Origin of the sequence: Psychrobacter sp. UBA3962 (genome assembly GCF_002385225.1) — a bacterium.
GTDB lineage: Bacteria > Pseudomonadota > Gammaproteobacteria > Pseudomonadales > Moraxellaceae > Psychrobacter.
This window is the reverse complement of sequence record NZ_DGDC01000038.1, coordinates 19,486-36,390: the sequence shown is the minus strand read 5'-3', so window position 1 is coordinate 36,390 and position 16,905 is coordinate 19,486. Positions and strand designations below refer to the sequence as shown.

13 protein-coding genes are annotated in these 16,905 nt (G+C 41.5%); 7 read left to right on the top strand and 6 right to left on the bottom strand.

The window, feature by feature from the left end:
• Positions 1 to 18 precede the first annotated feature (18 nt).
• Positions 19 to 417: a hypothetical protein gene (locus B3S92_RS09130; protein ID WP_296205189.1), complete on the top strand. Its 399-nt coding sequence runs from the start codon at positions 19 to 21 to the stop codon at positions 415 to 417.
• 127 nt (positions 418 to 544) lie between these two features.
• Here B3S92_RS09130 and ppk2 read toward each other — a convergent pair whose 3' ends face one another.
• Both ppk2 and B3S92_RS09120 read right to left on the bottom strand, forming a co-directional pair.
• The gene (gene ppk2 / locus B3S92_RS09125; protein ID WP_296205187.1) at positions 545 to 1,654 is read right to left on the bottom strand and encodes a polyphosphate kinase 2; all 1,110 of its coding nucleotides are present in this window, start codon (positions 1,652 to 1,654) and stop codon (positions 545 to 547) included.
• A gap of 392 nt (positions 1,655 to 2,046) precedes the next feature.
• Positions 2,047 to 2,403: a zinc ribbon domain-containing protein YjdM gene (locus B3S92_RS09120; protein WP_296205186.1), complete on the bottom strand. Its 357-nt coding sequence runs from the start codon at positions 2,401 to 2,403 to the stop codon at positions 2,047 to 2,049.
• A 257-nt stretch (positions 2,404 to 2,660) separates the two neighbouring features.
• Between B3S92_RS09120 and B3S92_RS09115 the strand changes: the two genes are divergently transcribed.
• Positions 2,661 to 3,404, top strand: a complete 744-nt coding sequence (locus tag B3S92_RS09115) for a YgfZ/GcvT domain-containing protein (RefSeq protein WP_296205183.1) — start codon at positions 2,661 to 2,663, stop codon at positions 3,402 to 3,404.
• A gap of 123 nt (positions 3,405 to 3,527) precedes the next feature.
• Here the strand turns inward: B3S92_RS09115 and B3S92_RS09110 are convergent, their stop codons facing one another.
• The gene (locus B3S92_RS09110; RefSeq protein ID WP_296205179.1) at positions 3,528 to 4,070 is read right to left on the bottom strand and encodes a Spy/CpxP family protein refolding chaperone; all 543 of its coding nucleotides are present in this window, start codon (positions 4,068 to 4,070) and stop codon (positions 3,528 to 3,530) included.
• Positions 4,071 to 4,420: 350 nt separating this feature from the next.
• Here B3S92_RS09110 and B3S92_RS09105 point away from each other — a divergent pair, with 350 nt between their 5' ends.
• From B3S92_RS09105 to B3S92_RS09095, 3 genes are all read left to right on the top strand, one after another.
• A complete protein-coding gene (locus B3S92_RS09105) occupies positions 4,421 to 5,092 on the top strand; it encodes a response regulator transcription factor (protein ID WP_296205176.1) in 672 nt (223 codons plus the stop codon).
• 30 nt (positions 5,093 to 5,122) lie between these two features.
• Positions 5,123 to 6,748, top strand: a complete 1,626-nt coding sequence (locus B3S92_RS09100) for a sensor histidine kinase (protein WP_296205174.1) — start codon at positions 5,123 to 5,125, stop codon at positions 6,746 to 6,748.
• Between the two features lie 1,226 nt (positions 6,749 to 7,974).
• Positions 7,975 to 8,178, top strand: a complete 204-nt coding sequence (locus tag B3S92_RS09095; protein ID WP_296205172.1) for a CsbD family protein — start codon at positions 7,975 to 7,977, stop codon at positions 8,176 to 8,178.
• Positions 8,179 to 8,881: 703 nt separating this feature from the next.
• On the opposite strand, the gene B3S92_RS09090 is transcribed toward B3S92_RS09095, so the two are convergent.
• Positions 8,882 to 11,089 (bottom strand): carboxy terminal-processing peptidase, encoded by a 2,208-nt coding sequence (locus B3S92_RS09090; protein ID WP_296205169.1) that lies wholly within the window; start codon positions 11,087 to 11,089, stop codon positions 8,882 to 8,884.
• A gap of 254 nt (positions 11,090 to 11,343) precedes the next feature.
• Between B3S92_RS09090 and nagZ the strand changes: the two genes are divergently transcribed.
• Positions 11,344 to 12,411, top strand: coding sequence for a beta-N-acetylhexosaminidase (gene nagZ, locus B3S92_RS09085; protein ID WP_296205168.1), 1,068 nt, complete (start codon positions 11,344 to 11,346; stop codon positions 12,409 to 12,411).
• Between the two features lie 152 nt (positions 12,412 to 12,563).
• Here nagZ and B3S92_RS09080 read toward each other — a convergent pair whose 3' ends face one another.
• A complete protein-coding gene (locus tag B3S92_RS09080) occupies positions 12,564 to 14,168 on the bottom strand; it encodes an OmpA family protein (RefSeq protein ID WP_296205166.1) in 1,605 nt (534 codons plus the stop codon).
• A gap of 474 nt (positions 14,169 to 14,642) precedes the next feature.
• On the opposite strand from B3S92_RS09080, the gene B3S92_RS09075 reads away from it, so the two are divergent.
• On the top strand, positions 14,643 to 15,263 hold the full coding sequence (locus tag B3S92_RS09075) for a rhomboid family intramembrane serine protease (RefSeq protein WP_077450206.1): 621 nt from the start codon (positions 14,643 to 14,645) through the stop codon (positions 15,261 to 15,263).
• 108 nt (positions 15,264 to 15,371) lie between these two features.
• On the opposite strand, the gene hemA is transcribed toward B3S92_RS09075, so the two are convergent.
• On the bottom strand, positions 15,372 to 16,733 hold the full coding sequence (gene hemA, locus B3S92_RS09070) for a glutamyl-tRNA reductase (protein ID WP_296205162.1): 1,362 nt from the start codon (positions 16,731 to 16,733) through the stop codon (positions 15,372 to 15,374).
• Positions 16,734 to 16,905 lie beyond the last annotated feature (172 nt).

Below are 16,905 nucleotides of genomic sequence, written 5' to 3'. Positions count from 1 at the left end.
AAGGAATTTTTATCCCTCATGGATGATAAAAAAACAGCAGTAGAATCACCGGCCCAACCTGAAGTAGTAGTCGCTCCTATGCATACTTTTGAAGCTTTTCGTATTATTGAAAAGCTCAGTGAAGGTATAAACCCTCTGTCTGATGAGCCACTAGCGCCTAACAGCCTTTGTTTAAATGATGATGTTCAACGGGCTTTGCAAGCGGCTATTCCTGCCCTTCAAGCCCGTATCAGATGGATTGAGCGCCAAGCACAGTTACCGGACAATGCAGGTAAGCCTTGGAAAACAGAGGAAGAAGAAAGTCTTAATCAAGGGTTCGATAATGGTGATAGCGTGGATATTCTAGCGGAGCGTCATCAACGTACCAAAGGCTCTATTACTTCTAGGTTGATTAAAATGGGCAAAATAAGTGCCTAGCTTAAGGTCTATCTTGTAATTAACATTCCAGTTACTCAATAACCTTAAATACTAAATGACTTAAAAAAATAAGGAGCAATCACATGATTGCTCCTTATTTATTAACTAGAGGATCAAATCTGACCAATTAGATGGTCAAGTCTGATTTTTCACCTAGCTCATATAGAGCACCGGCTCGACCAACAATTAATGGATCTACATTACCCACTTGTTTTTGGTCTTTGCCTTCATACGGAAGTTTGTTTAGCACATAACGCATGGCATTCAAACGAGCACGCTTTTTACAATCTGACTTAATCACAATCCAAGGCGACTCGGCGGTATCTGTGTTATAGAACATGGCTTCTTTTGCCAAGGTGTATTCGTCCCATTTGTCCAGTGAGGCCAAATCAATTGGCGATAATTTCCACTGTTTTAAGGGATGCGCTTCACGTTGCTTAAAGCGGCGACGCTGCTCATCACGGCTTACCGAGAACCAAAACTTAACCAAATGGATGCCTGAATCAATTAAATGTTTTTCAAACTCAGGAGTTTGACGCATGAAGGTGGCGTATTCCTCTTCAGTACAGAAACCCATGACTCGCTCAACACCGGCACGGTTATACCAAGAACGGTCAAATAGCACCATTTCACCGGCCGAAGGTAGATGCTGAATGTAGCGCTGGAAATACCACTGCCCCATTTCGCGCTCTGTTGGCTTCTCTAGAGCGACCACTCGAGCACTACGGGGGTTCAAATGCTCCATAAAACGCTTGATAGATCCGCCTTTACCAGCGGCATCACGACCTTCAAAAATAATAACGACTTTTTGATTATTTTCTCGAACCCATTTTTGAAGCTTAAGCAACTCTACTTGCAGATGGTACTTTTGTTTTTCATAAGTTTTACGCGATAAGCGATTCTTATAAGGGTAGCCCCCTTCACGCCAGTTATTTGATAGCTCGTCGTCTTTTTTCAAGCCTGTTTTAACGGTATTGGCTAAAGCATGTTTGGCAAATAAGTCTTTAAGCTTTTCAAGATCATCAGGCGATGCATCATGGATTAAAGCTTGTAAGTGATCAGCGATGCCCTCGAAGTTTCCTTCATTTAGGTCTTTTAGCAGAACTTGATCGATCACTGCTTTGGTTTTGATTCGTGAACTGTCTTTTTTCTTCTGCGTTTCGTACTGTTCGATCTTCTTACTATTGGTTACATAGTCATCACTAATCTTTTCGGGCTTATTGCTTTTCTTTGACATACTCACTCCTCATCGTTAACCATCTAATCACAATTAGATAGATTTATTTAATTATTATAGCAAATAAGAAGGGCTTTATTTACTCAAAATTGCTACCTATGAATTGTTTTATGCGTTAGTTATTTAAACCCTTAAAATTGTTATGGGATACTCTGTAAGCCAATTACTACTTGCAGTTATGACATTTTTTACCCCGCTAAATTCAATCTAGAAAATCTAGTTACTACAATAAAACATGGCTTGTTAAGAGCAATGATGGCTTATATCGCTGCTTATATTGTGCCTATCCACTTTTATCAGAAACAAAAAAACCTCGCAATGCTCATTGCGAGGTTTTTTATTTTTAATAGCACTATTAAAGTAGCCCATTTATCACTTTAAAGGCTACCGCATTAGGCTTTTTTCACCACAGAAGACTTTAGCTTCATTTGACCAAAACCCTCAATCTTACAATCGATATCATGATCATCTGGTGCGTCATGGATTAAGCGAATACTTTTCACCTTGGTACCTACTTTAAGCGGTGTAGAAGAGCCTTTTACTTTTAGGTCTCTAATCACAGTCACAGCATCACCATCCTGCAACTCGTTACCAACCGCATCACGGATCACATTATCAGACTCTTCTGTGGCCACAGTACCGTCTGCCTCAGCAGCTGTCCATTCGTGAGCACACATTGGACAAATCAATAAGGCACCATCTTCATAAGTTAAATCAGAATCACAACTAGGGCAATTAGGTAAGCTCATTTTATCCTCATTTCCATTATTTAAGATATAGTATTGAATCGATATCGCTTAGTATTGTAGCCTAAACCGCAACTTTTTGCTCGAGCCTGTGCTTGATATTCTCTAGTCCTGCCAACATAAATGAAAATAGCTTTTTGTATACAGCTAATTACATAGCTTAATTGCTAAGCCTCTATAATAACTGGCACTATATGAGAAACCTTTATCGCTATCTATTACAACACCTTAATCAAAACAACTAAAAAAGGATTCCAATTGTGAGTAACTTATCTTTTAAACAATTCACTTTGCAAGGCCCTGAGGCTGCAAAATTTTTGCAAAGCCAGCTTACTGTCAACGTAGATAAAATAGGGCTAAGTTATCTGCCCGCCGCCATTGCCAATCTTAAAGGGCGTATTGAGTTTGGTATTTGGGTAAAAAAACAATCTGAAGACCAGTTTGATATTGTGATTGCCGCTGACTGCTTACCAAGCTTACAAGCTCATATAAAAAAGTATGGGGCCTTCTCAAAAATCACTACCTCCGAACCTATTGATATCTACCCCTGTGTGTTAGGCTCAGAGAGCAATACTGAAGAGGCCACCTTTAGCCAAACTGCAGATAATTGTGATATTGATAAATGGCAAGCCTTAAGTATTGCCACAGGTAATTACTGGATTGTGGAAGCTACCCAAGGTCAGTTCCAGCCGCAAGAGTTAAGACTACATCAGCGCGGCGGCGTAGACTATGATAAAGGCTGCTATATCGGTCAAGAGGTTATCGCTCGTATCTATTTCAAGGCCTCACCAAAAGCGTTTTTACACCGGGTTAAAGGTCAGGGCGAGGTGCCACAGGCTGGGGAAAGCATGGATAAAATTCAGGTGGTGAATGCCACTGCTACTGAAGACAATTCAGGCTTTGAGGCCTTGGTTGTGGCACGTCCTGAGCACCTAGAAGACTCAGAGCTAGAGTTATTAGACTTGCCACCTGCACTACAAGCCAGCGTGGCCCGTGAAGCTTAACTAGGTCTAGGCTCAACTACCTTTTTACACTCCATAAAAAAAGCGATCCTAGGATCGCTTTTTTTAGAAACAGTTTTTAGAGATTGTCTTTTTTAGAGATAGGCTTTGATTTTAATACTTTAATTACTGAGCAGAGGCCTTAGAATTATCGGCTCTTTTGGCCATTTTGCTTTTAAATTTAGCCTTTCTTTCTTCACGCATTTTCTCTAACTGAGCTTTTTGCTCATCAGTCAGAATTTGCGCCATGGCATGTTGAGTTTGAACGCGTTCAATAAATCTTTGCTTCGAAAAAGCAGCTTGTTGCTCTGCTAAGCTATTTAAGCTAGCGGTATTTAAAGTAGGGCTATTTATCAAGGCTTGAGTCTGAGCATGCAGCTGCTGCATTTGAGCTTTATGTTGTTGACGATTGGCCTGGTGCTTTTGTTTCTGTGCCTCTCTCAACGCTTTCATTTGAGCTTTTTGCTCTTCGGTCAAATTAAGTTTCTCATAACCACCACCACGTTTGCCCATATGTTGGCCACCTTTATGATGTTGGCCTTGCTTAGCTTGCTGCATCTTAGTGGTTGGGGTGGTTTGAGATTCCGATACAGCACTAGCCTGAGTACAGCCTACCATTGCTAAGCTACCCGATACCGCTAGTACAGAACTTAATACTAATTTTTTCATAATAGTTACCCTTTATGTATGTCATTACTGATTAAATGGCTAATTAAATGTCATTTGTTAATTTGGATTTCTGGAACAGAGCTTGCAGCTGGTTTAGTTATCAATACCCAACCCTTTATTTGCGTAGCCTTTTCCTTGATGGCCTTATGATAGAACAGTTGCACGTAACTTAATTTGATGAAAGTTTAAGAAAGGTAACAATTGCTACGCTTGCCTACTTCTTTACTTGCTTGTGGCAACAGCCCTAGTTAGTATTCTTAACCCTTATCATTTGCAAAGATTTTATTTAAACTGATGGGCAAAAGTTCTACGTTTGGGGCCATTAATTATTTAATTTTTAGGACTTGTTCATGACACATATTTTATTAGGCGATGACGACACCGAACTCTCAGACTTACTGTCTGAATATTTAACCAACCATGGGATTAAGTGTGACTGTGTCTATGATGGAGAGCAGGTCTTGGAAAAAGTTAGAATGCATACTTATGACTTAATTGTGCTCGATATTATGATGCCCAAAATTGATGGGCTAAGTGTGCTACGCCAACTGCCCACCTTAACCCAAACGCCTGTCATCATGCTGACTGCAAAAGGCGATGAGATTGATCGCATTATTGGTTTAGAGCTGGGGGCAGATGATTATATCGCCAAACCTTGCAACCCCCGTGAGCTATTGGCCCGTATTAATGCCGTTATTAAACGCACTACGGCTCAAAGCTCCGATTTTGCTCCGCTAACACATGAGCGGTTAGAGCTCGATCAAGTACACCGAATTTGTAAGGTAGATGGTGAAAATCTGCAAGTTACTGGTACCGAATTTGATTTGCTGGTCGCCTTACTACAGCAGCAAGGCAACGTGGCGAGCAAAGAGTGGCTCTCACAAACTGTGTTGCAACGCGAACTACAACCTCTTGATCGCAGCTTAGATGTTCATGTCTCTCGGCTACGAAAAAAATTACAGCCTTTCCATGAAGACCCCATCAAGGCCGTTCGCGGCAAAGGCTATCAGCTGGTCTTATAGTGCCAGCTGATGTTATAGAGTATTACTTTTATGAATAAAACTGCGGCAAAAAAAGCGCGTCGACATCGATTTTATCAGCCCCTTAACTTATTCTGGCGGCTATTTCTTAGCATGTTGGCTATTTTACTGCTGACCTCTGCCTTATCAGTGGGTATAGAGCGCTGGATCAATGCAAAAGAGCTCAATAATAGAATGCAGATGCAAGTGGCGCGCTTACTCATCGCCCGCCAAGAGACTGTCGCCGCCTTAACCAATGATGATTTGCAGACAGTTAAGCAGTTATATCGTGAAAATCGATGGTTATTATCACAAATGCGTATTGTGGATGACAAAGGTGAGCAAGTCCTCCCTAAGTTTGGGCGTTCTCGCTCTGAATCCAACCGTGGAGGTCCCTATAGACCCGCCACCCGCTCTGAGTTTCAGCATGCCGCACCGCGCATAAATGAGACCGAATCCCAGCAGTACCCCTATTCAGAACAGCAATATTCGCGCTTCTTTTCAACTTTCAGTGAACAACCTTGGCAACAAGTCAATGCTGACATTGCCAACTATCCAGAATTAGAAGATACCACCGTAATCTCTAGCAGTGGAAAAACTTATATCGTACAGTTACAACCTAGACTGTTGTTACGCGACCTGATGTCCCTACGTAAAGATCATACTTTAATAAGAGTATCGCTGATTTTACTGTTTAGTATCTTAGTCTGTTATTGGTTAAGCCGAGCTTTAACGGGCCGTATCCAGCGGGTACAAAAAGCGGTGCATCTAATGAGTGAAGGCCGATTTACCGCAGGAGAGGAGCTAAAAAATCTAGGCAATGACGAGCTGGGTCTATTAGCAAAGGACGTCTCCAAGCTGTCTACCCGCTTGGCCAATAGTGAGCTGGCTCGTAAACAAATGCTTAGTGATATCTCTCATGAGCTGCGCTCTCCCCTGGCCAGACTAGATGTGGCTACAGAGCTTACCCGTGACTTCGCCCCTGAAGCCGGGCATTATCTAGATCGGATTGAAAAAGAATCGCTACGTATGAACGAGCTTATTGAGCACATCATACAAATTCAATCCCTGCAAATGCGCCAAAATACTTTGGATATAGAGGCTTATCAAGAAATTGATTTATATGAACTTATTGATGAAATTAAGCAAGATGTTTGCTTTGAGTTTCAAGATAAGGCAGTTGATTGGCAGTGGCTGTTTCTGAATAAAGGAAAGCCCGTAAAATCGCAAAACTCTGCAGCTGAAGATAGCTACAAGCTAAGGGGAGACCCGCAGCAGTTACACAGTGCTTTTGAAAACATTATTCGTAATGCCTTTACCCACACCGCAGCGGGATCAAGTGTCAAGGTTAGCCTAGACACTTTTATTCATCCAGAGCATCAGACGCCTTATCTAAGGATACAAGTTATTGACGAAGGCACTGGGGTGGCGGAAGCGGATTTCGAGCGTATTTTTCAACCCTTTGTCAGATTAAGCACCTCTAGAGAGCGCTTAAACCCACCTCAGGCCCCTCAAAAGAAATATAATGGTTATGGCTTAGGATTGGCCATTGCTCATGCCATTATCCTGGTGCATCAAGGGGAGCTTGTGGCTTACAACCGTCAAGATGGTATCTCAGGATTGATTCTTGAAGCGACTTTGCCGACTCATTATAAATAGACGACTTAGCCGCTTAGCCAGTCTTAAAAGTATTAAAGTTTCAAAAAGAATAAAGGCTTGCTAACTTCAATATTTATTAACTTCAATGTTTGCTAAAAGAACAAAGCCGCATAACTTACGTTATGCGGCTTTCGCTTTGTGTCATCCTGACTATAATATTAACCACCCCATCCCTGAATAGTTAATACTAGCGAGCATCCTGCTCTTTCTTTTAACCCCTGTAACTGTAATTCTTACAGCCCAGTCGTGCATCCCTACTTCAATATGGCTCCATATCATCCTAGATATATTGCTCATACTTGCTAATCTAATAGCAGCTTATCCTTACAACGGAAGTCATCATTGTAACCAATTAAACCACTCAATCCTTTGAGTCATCATCCTTAATGCCGTACAGCTATAATCTCAAATTACCTCACCCAATGTAAGTGGTAATAGCGTCTGTGGCTGTAAGCATATGCTTACAAAGCTATTTATTGCTTAACAGCCAGAGACAACAAAGCCGCATAACGTTTATTATGCGGCTTTGTTATTGTCATCCTGACAGTCTATTATTTTCTACCCCATCCTAGAATAGATAATAACATGAGCTTCCTGCTCTTGGTGTACTTATCACTCTAAACCAAACTTCACATCCTATGAATGCTTAGCCAAAGTGTGTGTCCTTACTATAGATCCTGATAAAAGAGTTAACCTCTTTATCCTGATTCATCATCCTTGATTCAGTAAAGCTATGTTCTCAAATTAACGAAACCAATGTAAGACGTAATAGGCGTCAGTGCGTGTAAGCATATGCTTACAAATATTATTCATGAGCCTTCAAGCGTTCAACAAGGGCTAGAATTTAAACGTTACAGAGCCAGCGAACTCATTAAGACCCCTGCTAAGACCTTATAATCATTGTGGTTAGATAATCACTGTGTTTATTAGACAGTTAATGTGGTTAGATTTCAATAACAATGACAACACAAACACCCTGATATCCTCTAAGAGTTGATACACAGCTTACTCAGATAAAGGGCATACTAGTTATTGGTTATAGGTCTTTAGCATTAATTAACAGCTATTGAAAATATATGTTTATTGGAATATATAGTTATTAGAAATAGCTATTTAACTAAAACAGTTAAAACTTAATTCGCTGAAAACCTGGTTGATAACCAACTAAGTACATATCGTGAAATAAAAATCAATAATTTTTTAAAATATAAAAAAGGAATAGAGGCATGAATAAGGATACTTTTAAAGGTGAGTGGAACCAGCTAAAAGGCAAAATAAAACAAGAATGGGCTGATCTTACTGATGATGATTTAACGCATGCGGAAGGCAGCTTTGATAGGTTGGTAGGCAAAATCCAGGAACGCTACGGACATACCAAAGAGAAAGTGGAACAACAAGTGCGCGAGTGGCGAACTAAGCATGACGTTTAGTCCAGTCATTTAGCACCTTGTTTATCTAGTAAAAGAAAAACAATAAAGCCGCATAACTCACGTTATGCGGCTTTTACTGTAGTCATCCTGACACCTTATCGTCTTCTACCCCATCCTAGAATAGTCAACTATAGCGAGCATCCTGCTCTAACTTACCTTTCCCTTTGATCTTAAGTATCACATCCTGTCATACTAAAATAAAAGGGTGTGTCTCCTTACTAACCCTATGACTCCGTATCAGCCTAGATACTGTTTAACTAAAGTACTTTAACTATAATAACTATTAATCAAAGTACTCGCTAAAAAGTTCATAGGTGGCTATTATCGAATTTAAAACTTTTAAATTCTTGTAACAGCCTATCTTCCTTAACCCGGTATCTTTATTTGTCGTTTTGGGGCTTACAACCTAGGTTATAACCTTAGACCAATCAAATAAAGCACTCAATCCTTTGAGTCATCGTCCTTGATGCCGTGAAGCTATAATCTCAAATTGAGAGTTCTCATGTAAGTCGCCAAAGCGTTATGTGTTGTAAGCATATGCTTACACAGCCATATTATTAATCCACCTCCCTACTCTTGCTCCAAAAAATGGTTCAAAAAAACCTTTACACCCCTTGAGGTATAAAGGTTTTCAAAAACATATAATTAAATAGCTAACTTGCTTGAAGCTTTAAAAGTTCCGTTTTTAAAAGCTCCGCTAAAGCTACTTAGAATCTTCTAACTGCTGAAATCTTTGTAGTTTATTGGCCTCTAACATAATCTTCGCCGCTTCAATGACATAAATTTCATCCTCTGGCAATTTAGGACGCTCATCATTCTTCAGACGACTGCGCTCTTCAAACATTGACTCAACAGCAGCCTGATACTGTGTCCAACTCTCATAAGGCTTGAGACCTGTAGCTTTACGGCGTGCATTCTCAGCATCTAGAGTTTTTTGCTCAATTTGTTTTTGACGAGCACGGCGCTCATTAATATTAAGTTTCACCGCTTTTTTATCGTCCTCCATATTACGCACTTTATTTAAGGTGTCTAAATACACAAATTGCGGGTTGGTGGTTTGACGAATCTTAGATTGCTGATTAAGGGTGGCTAAGGTATTACTGGTAAACTTACCTTCTGGCTTATAAGGAGAAGTCTTAATGGTATCCCAAGCCATGGCGTTTTTCTGATCGCGCTCACTAAACTCTGCGCCTTCATAGATGTTAATTAAAGGAATATCAGGAACGACGCCTTTATTTTGGGTACTGCCCCCTGTAACGCGGTAGAACTTACGCTGAGTTAAAGTGGCAGAGCCCAGTGCTAAGCTGTCTAATTGAATCTGTGCCGAGCCTTTACCAGTAGTGGTACTACCCACTACCAAACCGCGGCCATAGTCTTGAATAGCGGCGGCAAAAATCTCAGAGGCAGAGGCTGAAGCCATATTGGTAATCACTACCATGTCTCCAGAATACAGCTGCTTACCGCCATCCTCATCTTGATAAACCTGGACATTACCGCGGTTATCTCGGATTTGAACCAAAGGCCCTTCTTTAATAAACAGCCCCAGCATTTTGGCAACTTCATCCAGTGAGCCACCTGGGTTATTACGTAGGTCAACCACTAAGCCATCAATATTTTTCTCATTAAGCTTCTTCAGCTCATTTTGAGTATCGATGCTAACGCTTCGATAGTCTTGGCCACTGCGGCGGGCTTGATAGTTTAAGTAGAAGCTTGGAATCTCTAACACCCCAATGCGCTTCTCTTGATTGCTGCCTTCAGGCTTAACAGTCACAATGCGGTGGGTAACCCCGGCATCTTCTTGCTCGATAACATCACGAGTCAATACAATGGTACGAGCAGCAGCATCTGGACTATTGGGCTGCTTCACTTTTACAGTGACATCAGTACCACGCTTGCCTCGGATTAACGCTACTACTTCACGAGTAGACCAGCCCACCACATCTTGAAGATTTTCTCCATCTTTGGCCACAGCCATGATTAAGTCATTGGGCTGTACTTGACCAGATTTAGCCGCTGGGCCCCCTTCTACTAGAGTCACTATTTGGGTATAATCAGGGTTTTTACGGTAAGGGCGAATGGTTACGCCGATACCTTCTAATTGCAGGTTAGACTGTACTTGCATCTCTACGGATTGCACAGGAGCATAGTAGTTACTGTGAGGATCGTAGGTGAGCATGGCAGTATTTAACACTGACTCCATAATCTCATCACTTTTAATCCGATCTAACTGCTCTTGCTGACGATGTAAGCGGTTTAATAACACTTCTCTAGGGTTTCTATCTTCGCCTAAGATTAGGTCATTACCTTTGGTCAATTCTGGATGTTTGGTATATAACTCATCACGGGCTTTATCTTCTTCCTGCCCTAATGTTAAGTTAATAATTTGTAGCGTAAGTTGACGCTCCCAGTATTTTTGCTGTTCGCTAGCCGTAGTAAATCTAGGCTCTTTCTCTCTATCTAATATCACTGAGTCATTACGGTTGAGATCAATCTCTTTACTTAAAAACTTATCTGCAAAATTATAGTATTCATTTGAACGCTGAATATAACGATTGAAGATATTTTGGGTGGCGGTTAAATCCCCTTGCTTTAGTCTATCCGCAAAAGAAGCGCCATATTTTTTAGTCAATTCATCAATATCAGACTGTAAAAATAAAGTATGATTTGGGTCTAAGCGATCAAAGTACATCTCTACTACTTGCATACCCATTTCTGAATCAAAACGTTTATTAGAGTAGTGAGCTCTATCTAATAAAGCCGCCACTTGTCTTGTCGTCAATTTTTGTTCTGGAGTGGCAACAAAAGCAGCCTTGTCCGATGCCATTGCCGTGGTATAGCTTTGCGAAAAAACTATTCCGGCTACCCCAATAGCGGCGGCACTTAACACCAGCTGTGTTGGTTGAAATCTCATAAACTATTCTCGCTCATTATTTTTGATATGGACATAATGACCTGATATTAGCACAACAATCAGTCCTTGACTGTCTAAAACTGTATAAGCATTCTTACCTAATTTTACATTCAGACGAAAATTATTTTAATGGCTTGGCCGTGAATTACCAATAATAAAGAAAAGCACAGAGAGCTTAGGTATTGGTATTCCTAACATTTACTGTAATAATACCTCATTCATTTTTAGTGTAATAAATTTCAAGGGGAACCTTTATGTACGGACCTTTAATGATTGATGTAGCCGGTACTGAGCTTACTGAAGAGGATCGCTTGGTATTAAGTCGTGCAGAGGTTGGTGGCATCATTTTATTTGCCCGTAACGTTGATACCCCCGAGCAAGTACGCCAACTTTGTGATGAGATTCACCAACTAAAACCACAGATTCTTATTGGGGTTGACCAAGAAGGCGGCCGCGTGGCCAGACTGCGTAAAGGATTTACGCCCCTACCGGCGATGGGAAAACTGGGTGATTTGTTTGATACCGATCCTTGCCGCGCTTTATCGCTAGCCTATGATTGTGGCTACTTAATGGCCACTGAGGTAATGGCTGTCGGTATCGATGTTAGCTTCGCCCCTGTACTCGATATCAATGGGGTCAGCCAAGTTATTGGAGATAGAAGCTTTCATGCCAATACCCAAGCCATTGTGGCGCTCTCTACGCAGTTTATGCGCGGTATGAAAGCAGCAGGCATGGCCACCACAGGCAAGCACTTCCCAGGTCATGGCTCTATCGCTCCAGATTCGCATGTGGCCGATGCCATCGATGAGCGTAGTTTTGAACAAATTAAGCAGACCGATTTACAGCCCTTCATTCAGTGTCAGCCTTGGCTAGATGCGGTTATGCCCGCCCATGTGATTTTCAGTCAGGTGGACAATAAGCCTGCAGGCTTCTCTAAAATTTGGCTCCAAGACATTGCCCGTCAACAGTTAGGCTTCCAAGGTGTGTTGTTCTCTGATGATTTGTCGATGAAAGCGGCTCATACCGCTGGTGATATCGGTGCTCGAGTGACGGCTGCGATAACTGCCGGCTGTGATATGGCGTTGGTATGTAACGATCGAGAAGCTGCCCTACAGGCGATTGAAACCGCGGCTCAGCTGCCTACTCCTAACCAGCAACGTCTGCAAGCCATGCGCAGCGAGATACCGCAGTGGCAAGGTAGTTTAGAGGCTACTTGTGCTCAGTTTGACTATTGGGCAACTGCCAAGCAAAACATTGTTGACGCCTTTTTTGCTGAGCAGCAGAGCGTTAATCAAGAAAAAGACCCTACTAATTATTGTTAATAAAACGTCTAATATTTAAATCCATAAAACCAAAAAAGACCGCCCTTTGAGGACGGTCTTTTTTTTATGAAGTACTTAGTTTAACTAGGTAATTAACTTGATCTAATTTTAGCTAATAGAGATCATCAATAACTCTATAAGCTAAGGGCTAATTACTGAGCTTCAGCTTCTGTAGCCACTTCTACATCAGTGGTTTCTGCTACTTTCGCTGCATCTTGAGTTACTTCAATTTCTTGGGTACCCATTGCAGTTTCGTCATATACTGTAAACTCAATACGACGGTTACGGAACTTACCATTGTCAGTTTCGTTAGTAGCGATAGGATCTGTTTCACCCATACCTTTAGTCATAAGTTTAGAAGCATCAGCACCTTTAGATACTAAATAAGCTTTTACTGCTTCTGCACGGCGTTGTGATAACTCTTTGTTATAAGCGTCGTCACCGTCACTATCAGTATGACCTAGGATCATTAATTCCATTTCTGGAACGTTTTTCATAACTTCTACTGCACGGTCTAGCACAGCTTTGTTAGCTTCTGGGATATCCGCTTTATCTACTGCGAAGTTGATAACTTGTAGGCTTAAAGCACGCGCCACATCTTTAGGATTTGGGTTGTCACCTAAGTTATCCATTGCTGCTGTTGAGTCAGCAATACTTTGCTCAATTTCGGCATCTAAATCTAGAGGACCTGCTGCAATAACGTTAAGATCAGGAGCAGCTGCTTTAATGTCTGCTACTAGCTTATCAAGCTGAGCTTGATCTGGCGCATCAATACGTACGTCATTACCTTCAATGATTACGTTAGCATTAGGTGTGTTTTTAACCAGTGGTAAAATGGCACCTAAATGAGCTGCTGCAGGCATATCGGTAGCAACGTTGCTATAAACTTCAGCACGACAGTCATCAGCACCAGCACCGAACACATCTTTCACTGCATTAGTAACTGTATTACCTAAGTCATCATTACCGGCAGTGATACGACAAGCAAATAACTCATTACCTGAGCCTGTTGCTAGCGTTAATACTGCAGGGTCAAGCTCTGTATTGCCTGTTACCGCAGTTTCAGCAGGCTGCTGCATAGTTTGCTCTGGAGTGGCTACTGGAGCTGGATCTTTTTGGCAACCTTTTAGTAGTGCCCACGCTAGAGCCGCTAAAATAATTAAACCAATAATAGGTAGTAGTGCCTTTAAGAATCCGCCACTTTCTTTTTCTTCACGCTGTAAAGGAGCAGTACTGGTGGTATCTGAAATACGATGACCAGCCGTATTGGCATGAGCTGCATTAGTAGTGGTGTGAGTATGTGCCGCATTAGCTGCACCGGCAACCCCTGCGCCTAATAAACCTGCTGGCAATACAGCAGTAGCCCAAGCTGGAATATGGTCACGGAATGAGCTTAAGTTGTCACGTAGGAACTGAGGAATTGGAGTACTGCCCGCTAAACTTTTAATTTCATTAAAAGCCAAAGGAGCTGCAGAAGCCAATAGGCCTTTTACAGAAATAACATCAACATTATTATGAGCCGCTAACTCATTGGCAATCTCTGTTTTTTGGCCTTCATCGGTCCATAAACGATCAAATAGACCTAAATCTTCACGATTAATCTCTTGAGTACCAAGACGATTATAACTATCGTTGTCCGCAAGTTTCGCGGCAAATAAAGCATAAAACTGTTTTAATAAGCTTTCGTTTTGAGGGTTATGATTGTCCCCTAAAACAGCAGGGGTAACGGTACGGGCTAAATGACCAATGATATCCATTGAATACTCTCCTAAATAGTGAAAAAATGCTTAGTAAATGTAAATAAATCATCCCTCTTTTCTCACTAAGTTTTAATTTTTTTAAATTAATTTTTTGACTAGTGAATACGATTAAGTCGTAGAGGTTTGATACAAGTTAATTAAGTTAAGCTTTTTTATTTATCAAACTTGTGTACTACAATACATTATCTCTAAGATTTGTACGTTATATTCAGGTAAATTCTCAGTTAAGGCTTGTTACAGAGTCATCATTTGGTCACAAACTGATAAAGTTTTTCTCTATAATTTAGTCATATTAATGAGGTAATTATTTAATAGGATAGCTAGCAACCTAGTTTCCAGCGCTCAGCTAAGATTGAATCAATCATATTAACCTCCCTGTTAATCCAAACATCAGCCCAATCATTAACCAAGTTATACACCCAGTTATCAAGCTATTTTTTAATACCCCATTTTCTCCAGTAAGGATTCACCTTGAACAGTTTATTAAGCAGTCACACTACTTTAATTATTATTATCACCGTTATCATCAGTCTATTGGCCTGGCAAAAAGACGGGCTTATGGACAAGCTTATCTTTTATCCCCCTGCGGTTAATAAAGGGGAATGGTATCGTTTTATTACCCACGGCTTCATCCATGCTGACAGCACTCACCTGTTATTCAACATGTTTACTTTGTATTTCTTTGGCCGAGTAGTAGAAGGGTTTTTCAATCAGTTCTTAGGTGGCTTTGGCTTTTTGGCTGTGTACTTAGCTGCCATTATCGTGGCCATGATTCCCAGTTATTTACAACATAAGAATGACCCGCGTTATCGTAGCCTAGGAGCATCTGGCGGCGTATCAGCCATCTTGTTCTCATTTATTTTAATGGCTCCTTGGAATATGTTATATCTGTTTGGGGTTGTGCCTATCCCAGCCATCGTCTTTGCTATCGCTTATGTGGCTTATAGCATTCATGCCAATAAAAAAGGCAACTCGAATATAAATCATTTGGCTCACTTATGGGGAGGCGGCTTCGGAGTATTAGCAACTATTCTATTATCTCCAAATGTATTACCCCACTTTTTATCGGCCTTAATGCATCCCTCATTTTAATAACAGTTTTTAATAACAGCTTTCAATAAATAATTTTTAATAAAAAAGGAGTGCTTAAGCACTCCTTTTTTATTTCTTGCCTCAGCTATGCCCTATCATATGGGGCCGCTATTTTTTGCGATAGGCTTCTTTGAGTCCATCTATGATCACATCTAGCATCTCAGAATTTCCATCATGAGCCACACGCCGCATTAAAGAAGAAGGGGCATGAGAGAGGGTTTGCGTCAAGCGGCGTGTCAGCTCTATCATCATTTCCTCGGGGCTACTGTCTGTAGTCCTTAATTGATGCAGCATGTCTTGCAAGACTATATTGGCTTTTTGTTGGCTGGTATTGCGATACTCATAGATATCTTGTCCCACTTTGCGCACTTGGAAACGGCGCTCGATTTCAACCACCAAATGACTGACCAAAAGCTCGGCTTCAACTGCAGCTTGACGACGCTTTTCTAGGTTACCAGCGATAACATGTTGCAGATCATCAACGGAATACAAGTACACATCATCCAGCTTGCCCACATTAGAATCAATGTCTCTCGGCACGGCCAGATCCACCATTAGCATAGGCTTATAACGACGTTTTTTCAGGGCTCGCTGGGTCATAGTCTTATCGATAAGCATATCCATACTACCGCTACAGCTACTGACTATATCGGCTTGATACAATAAATTATCCAGCTCACTTAAGGCGTGCACTTCAATCTGTAACCCGGGACGTTGCAGCTCTTGTGCCAAGGCTTGAGCTCGTTGCGGAGTACGGTTACAGATTAGAATTCTTTTTACACCAAGCGCGGCGATGTGTTGAGCCACTAAACGGTTCATTTCACCGGCTGCTACCAATAAAAAAGTAGCTTCTTGCGGTTTATCGAAGATTTGGGTCACAAGCTTTGAGGCCGCATAGCCTAATGAGATGGCTTGGGTGCCGACGCCCGTCTCATTACGCACTCTTTTTGCCCCAGCATATATTTGCTCGATAACCCAGTTTAGTTGATTGGTCAGATAACCATATTCTTTGGCTTCTGCCACTGAGCGTTTGATTTGACCAAAAATCTGCGGCTCACCCAATATCATAGAATCAAGCCCAGCGGCTACCCTTAGCAAATGGGTCAATGCTTGGCCATCAATATACTCATATAAATAAGGACGCACCTGCTCAATGGGTAAGCTCTTAAAGCCAGCCAACCAGTGAATCAGCTGTTCTGTCAGCTCGGCGGTGGTAACAGGCTCGATAGGGCTTGTTTGTGAATGGGGAGCCGATGAGTCTGCGCTGGGAACTTGATCTACTAATGCTTGTGTATTGGGCGCTAAAGCATAAATTTCAGTGCGATTACAAGTCGATATAATAAGGCTGCCTGCGGTCAAAGATTGCAGTTGTGCTTGCGCCACCTGTATGTCGCCGCCCACAAATGCTAACCGTTCACGCAGCGCGACGGGGGCAGTTTTATGGTTCACACCGATGACTACGAGATTCATGTAAAATCTACCAACTAATTTGAAGTTAAACCGCTCATATTAAGTACTTATGACTGATATTAAGTACTTATAAATAGCACAGCTATAGCAATAACTCGCTACTGCTTATAGATAGGGGCTTAATGGCCTATATCAATAGTAAACCTAACTGAGCCTGTAAACGACTGGGCTT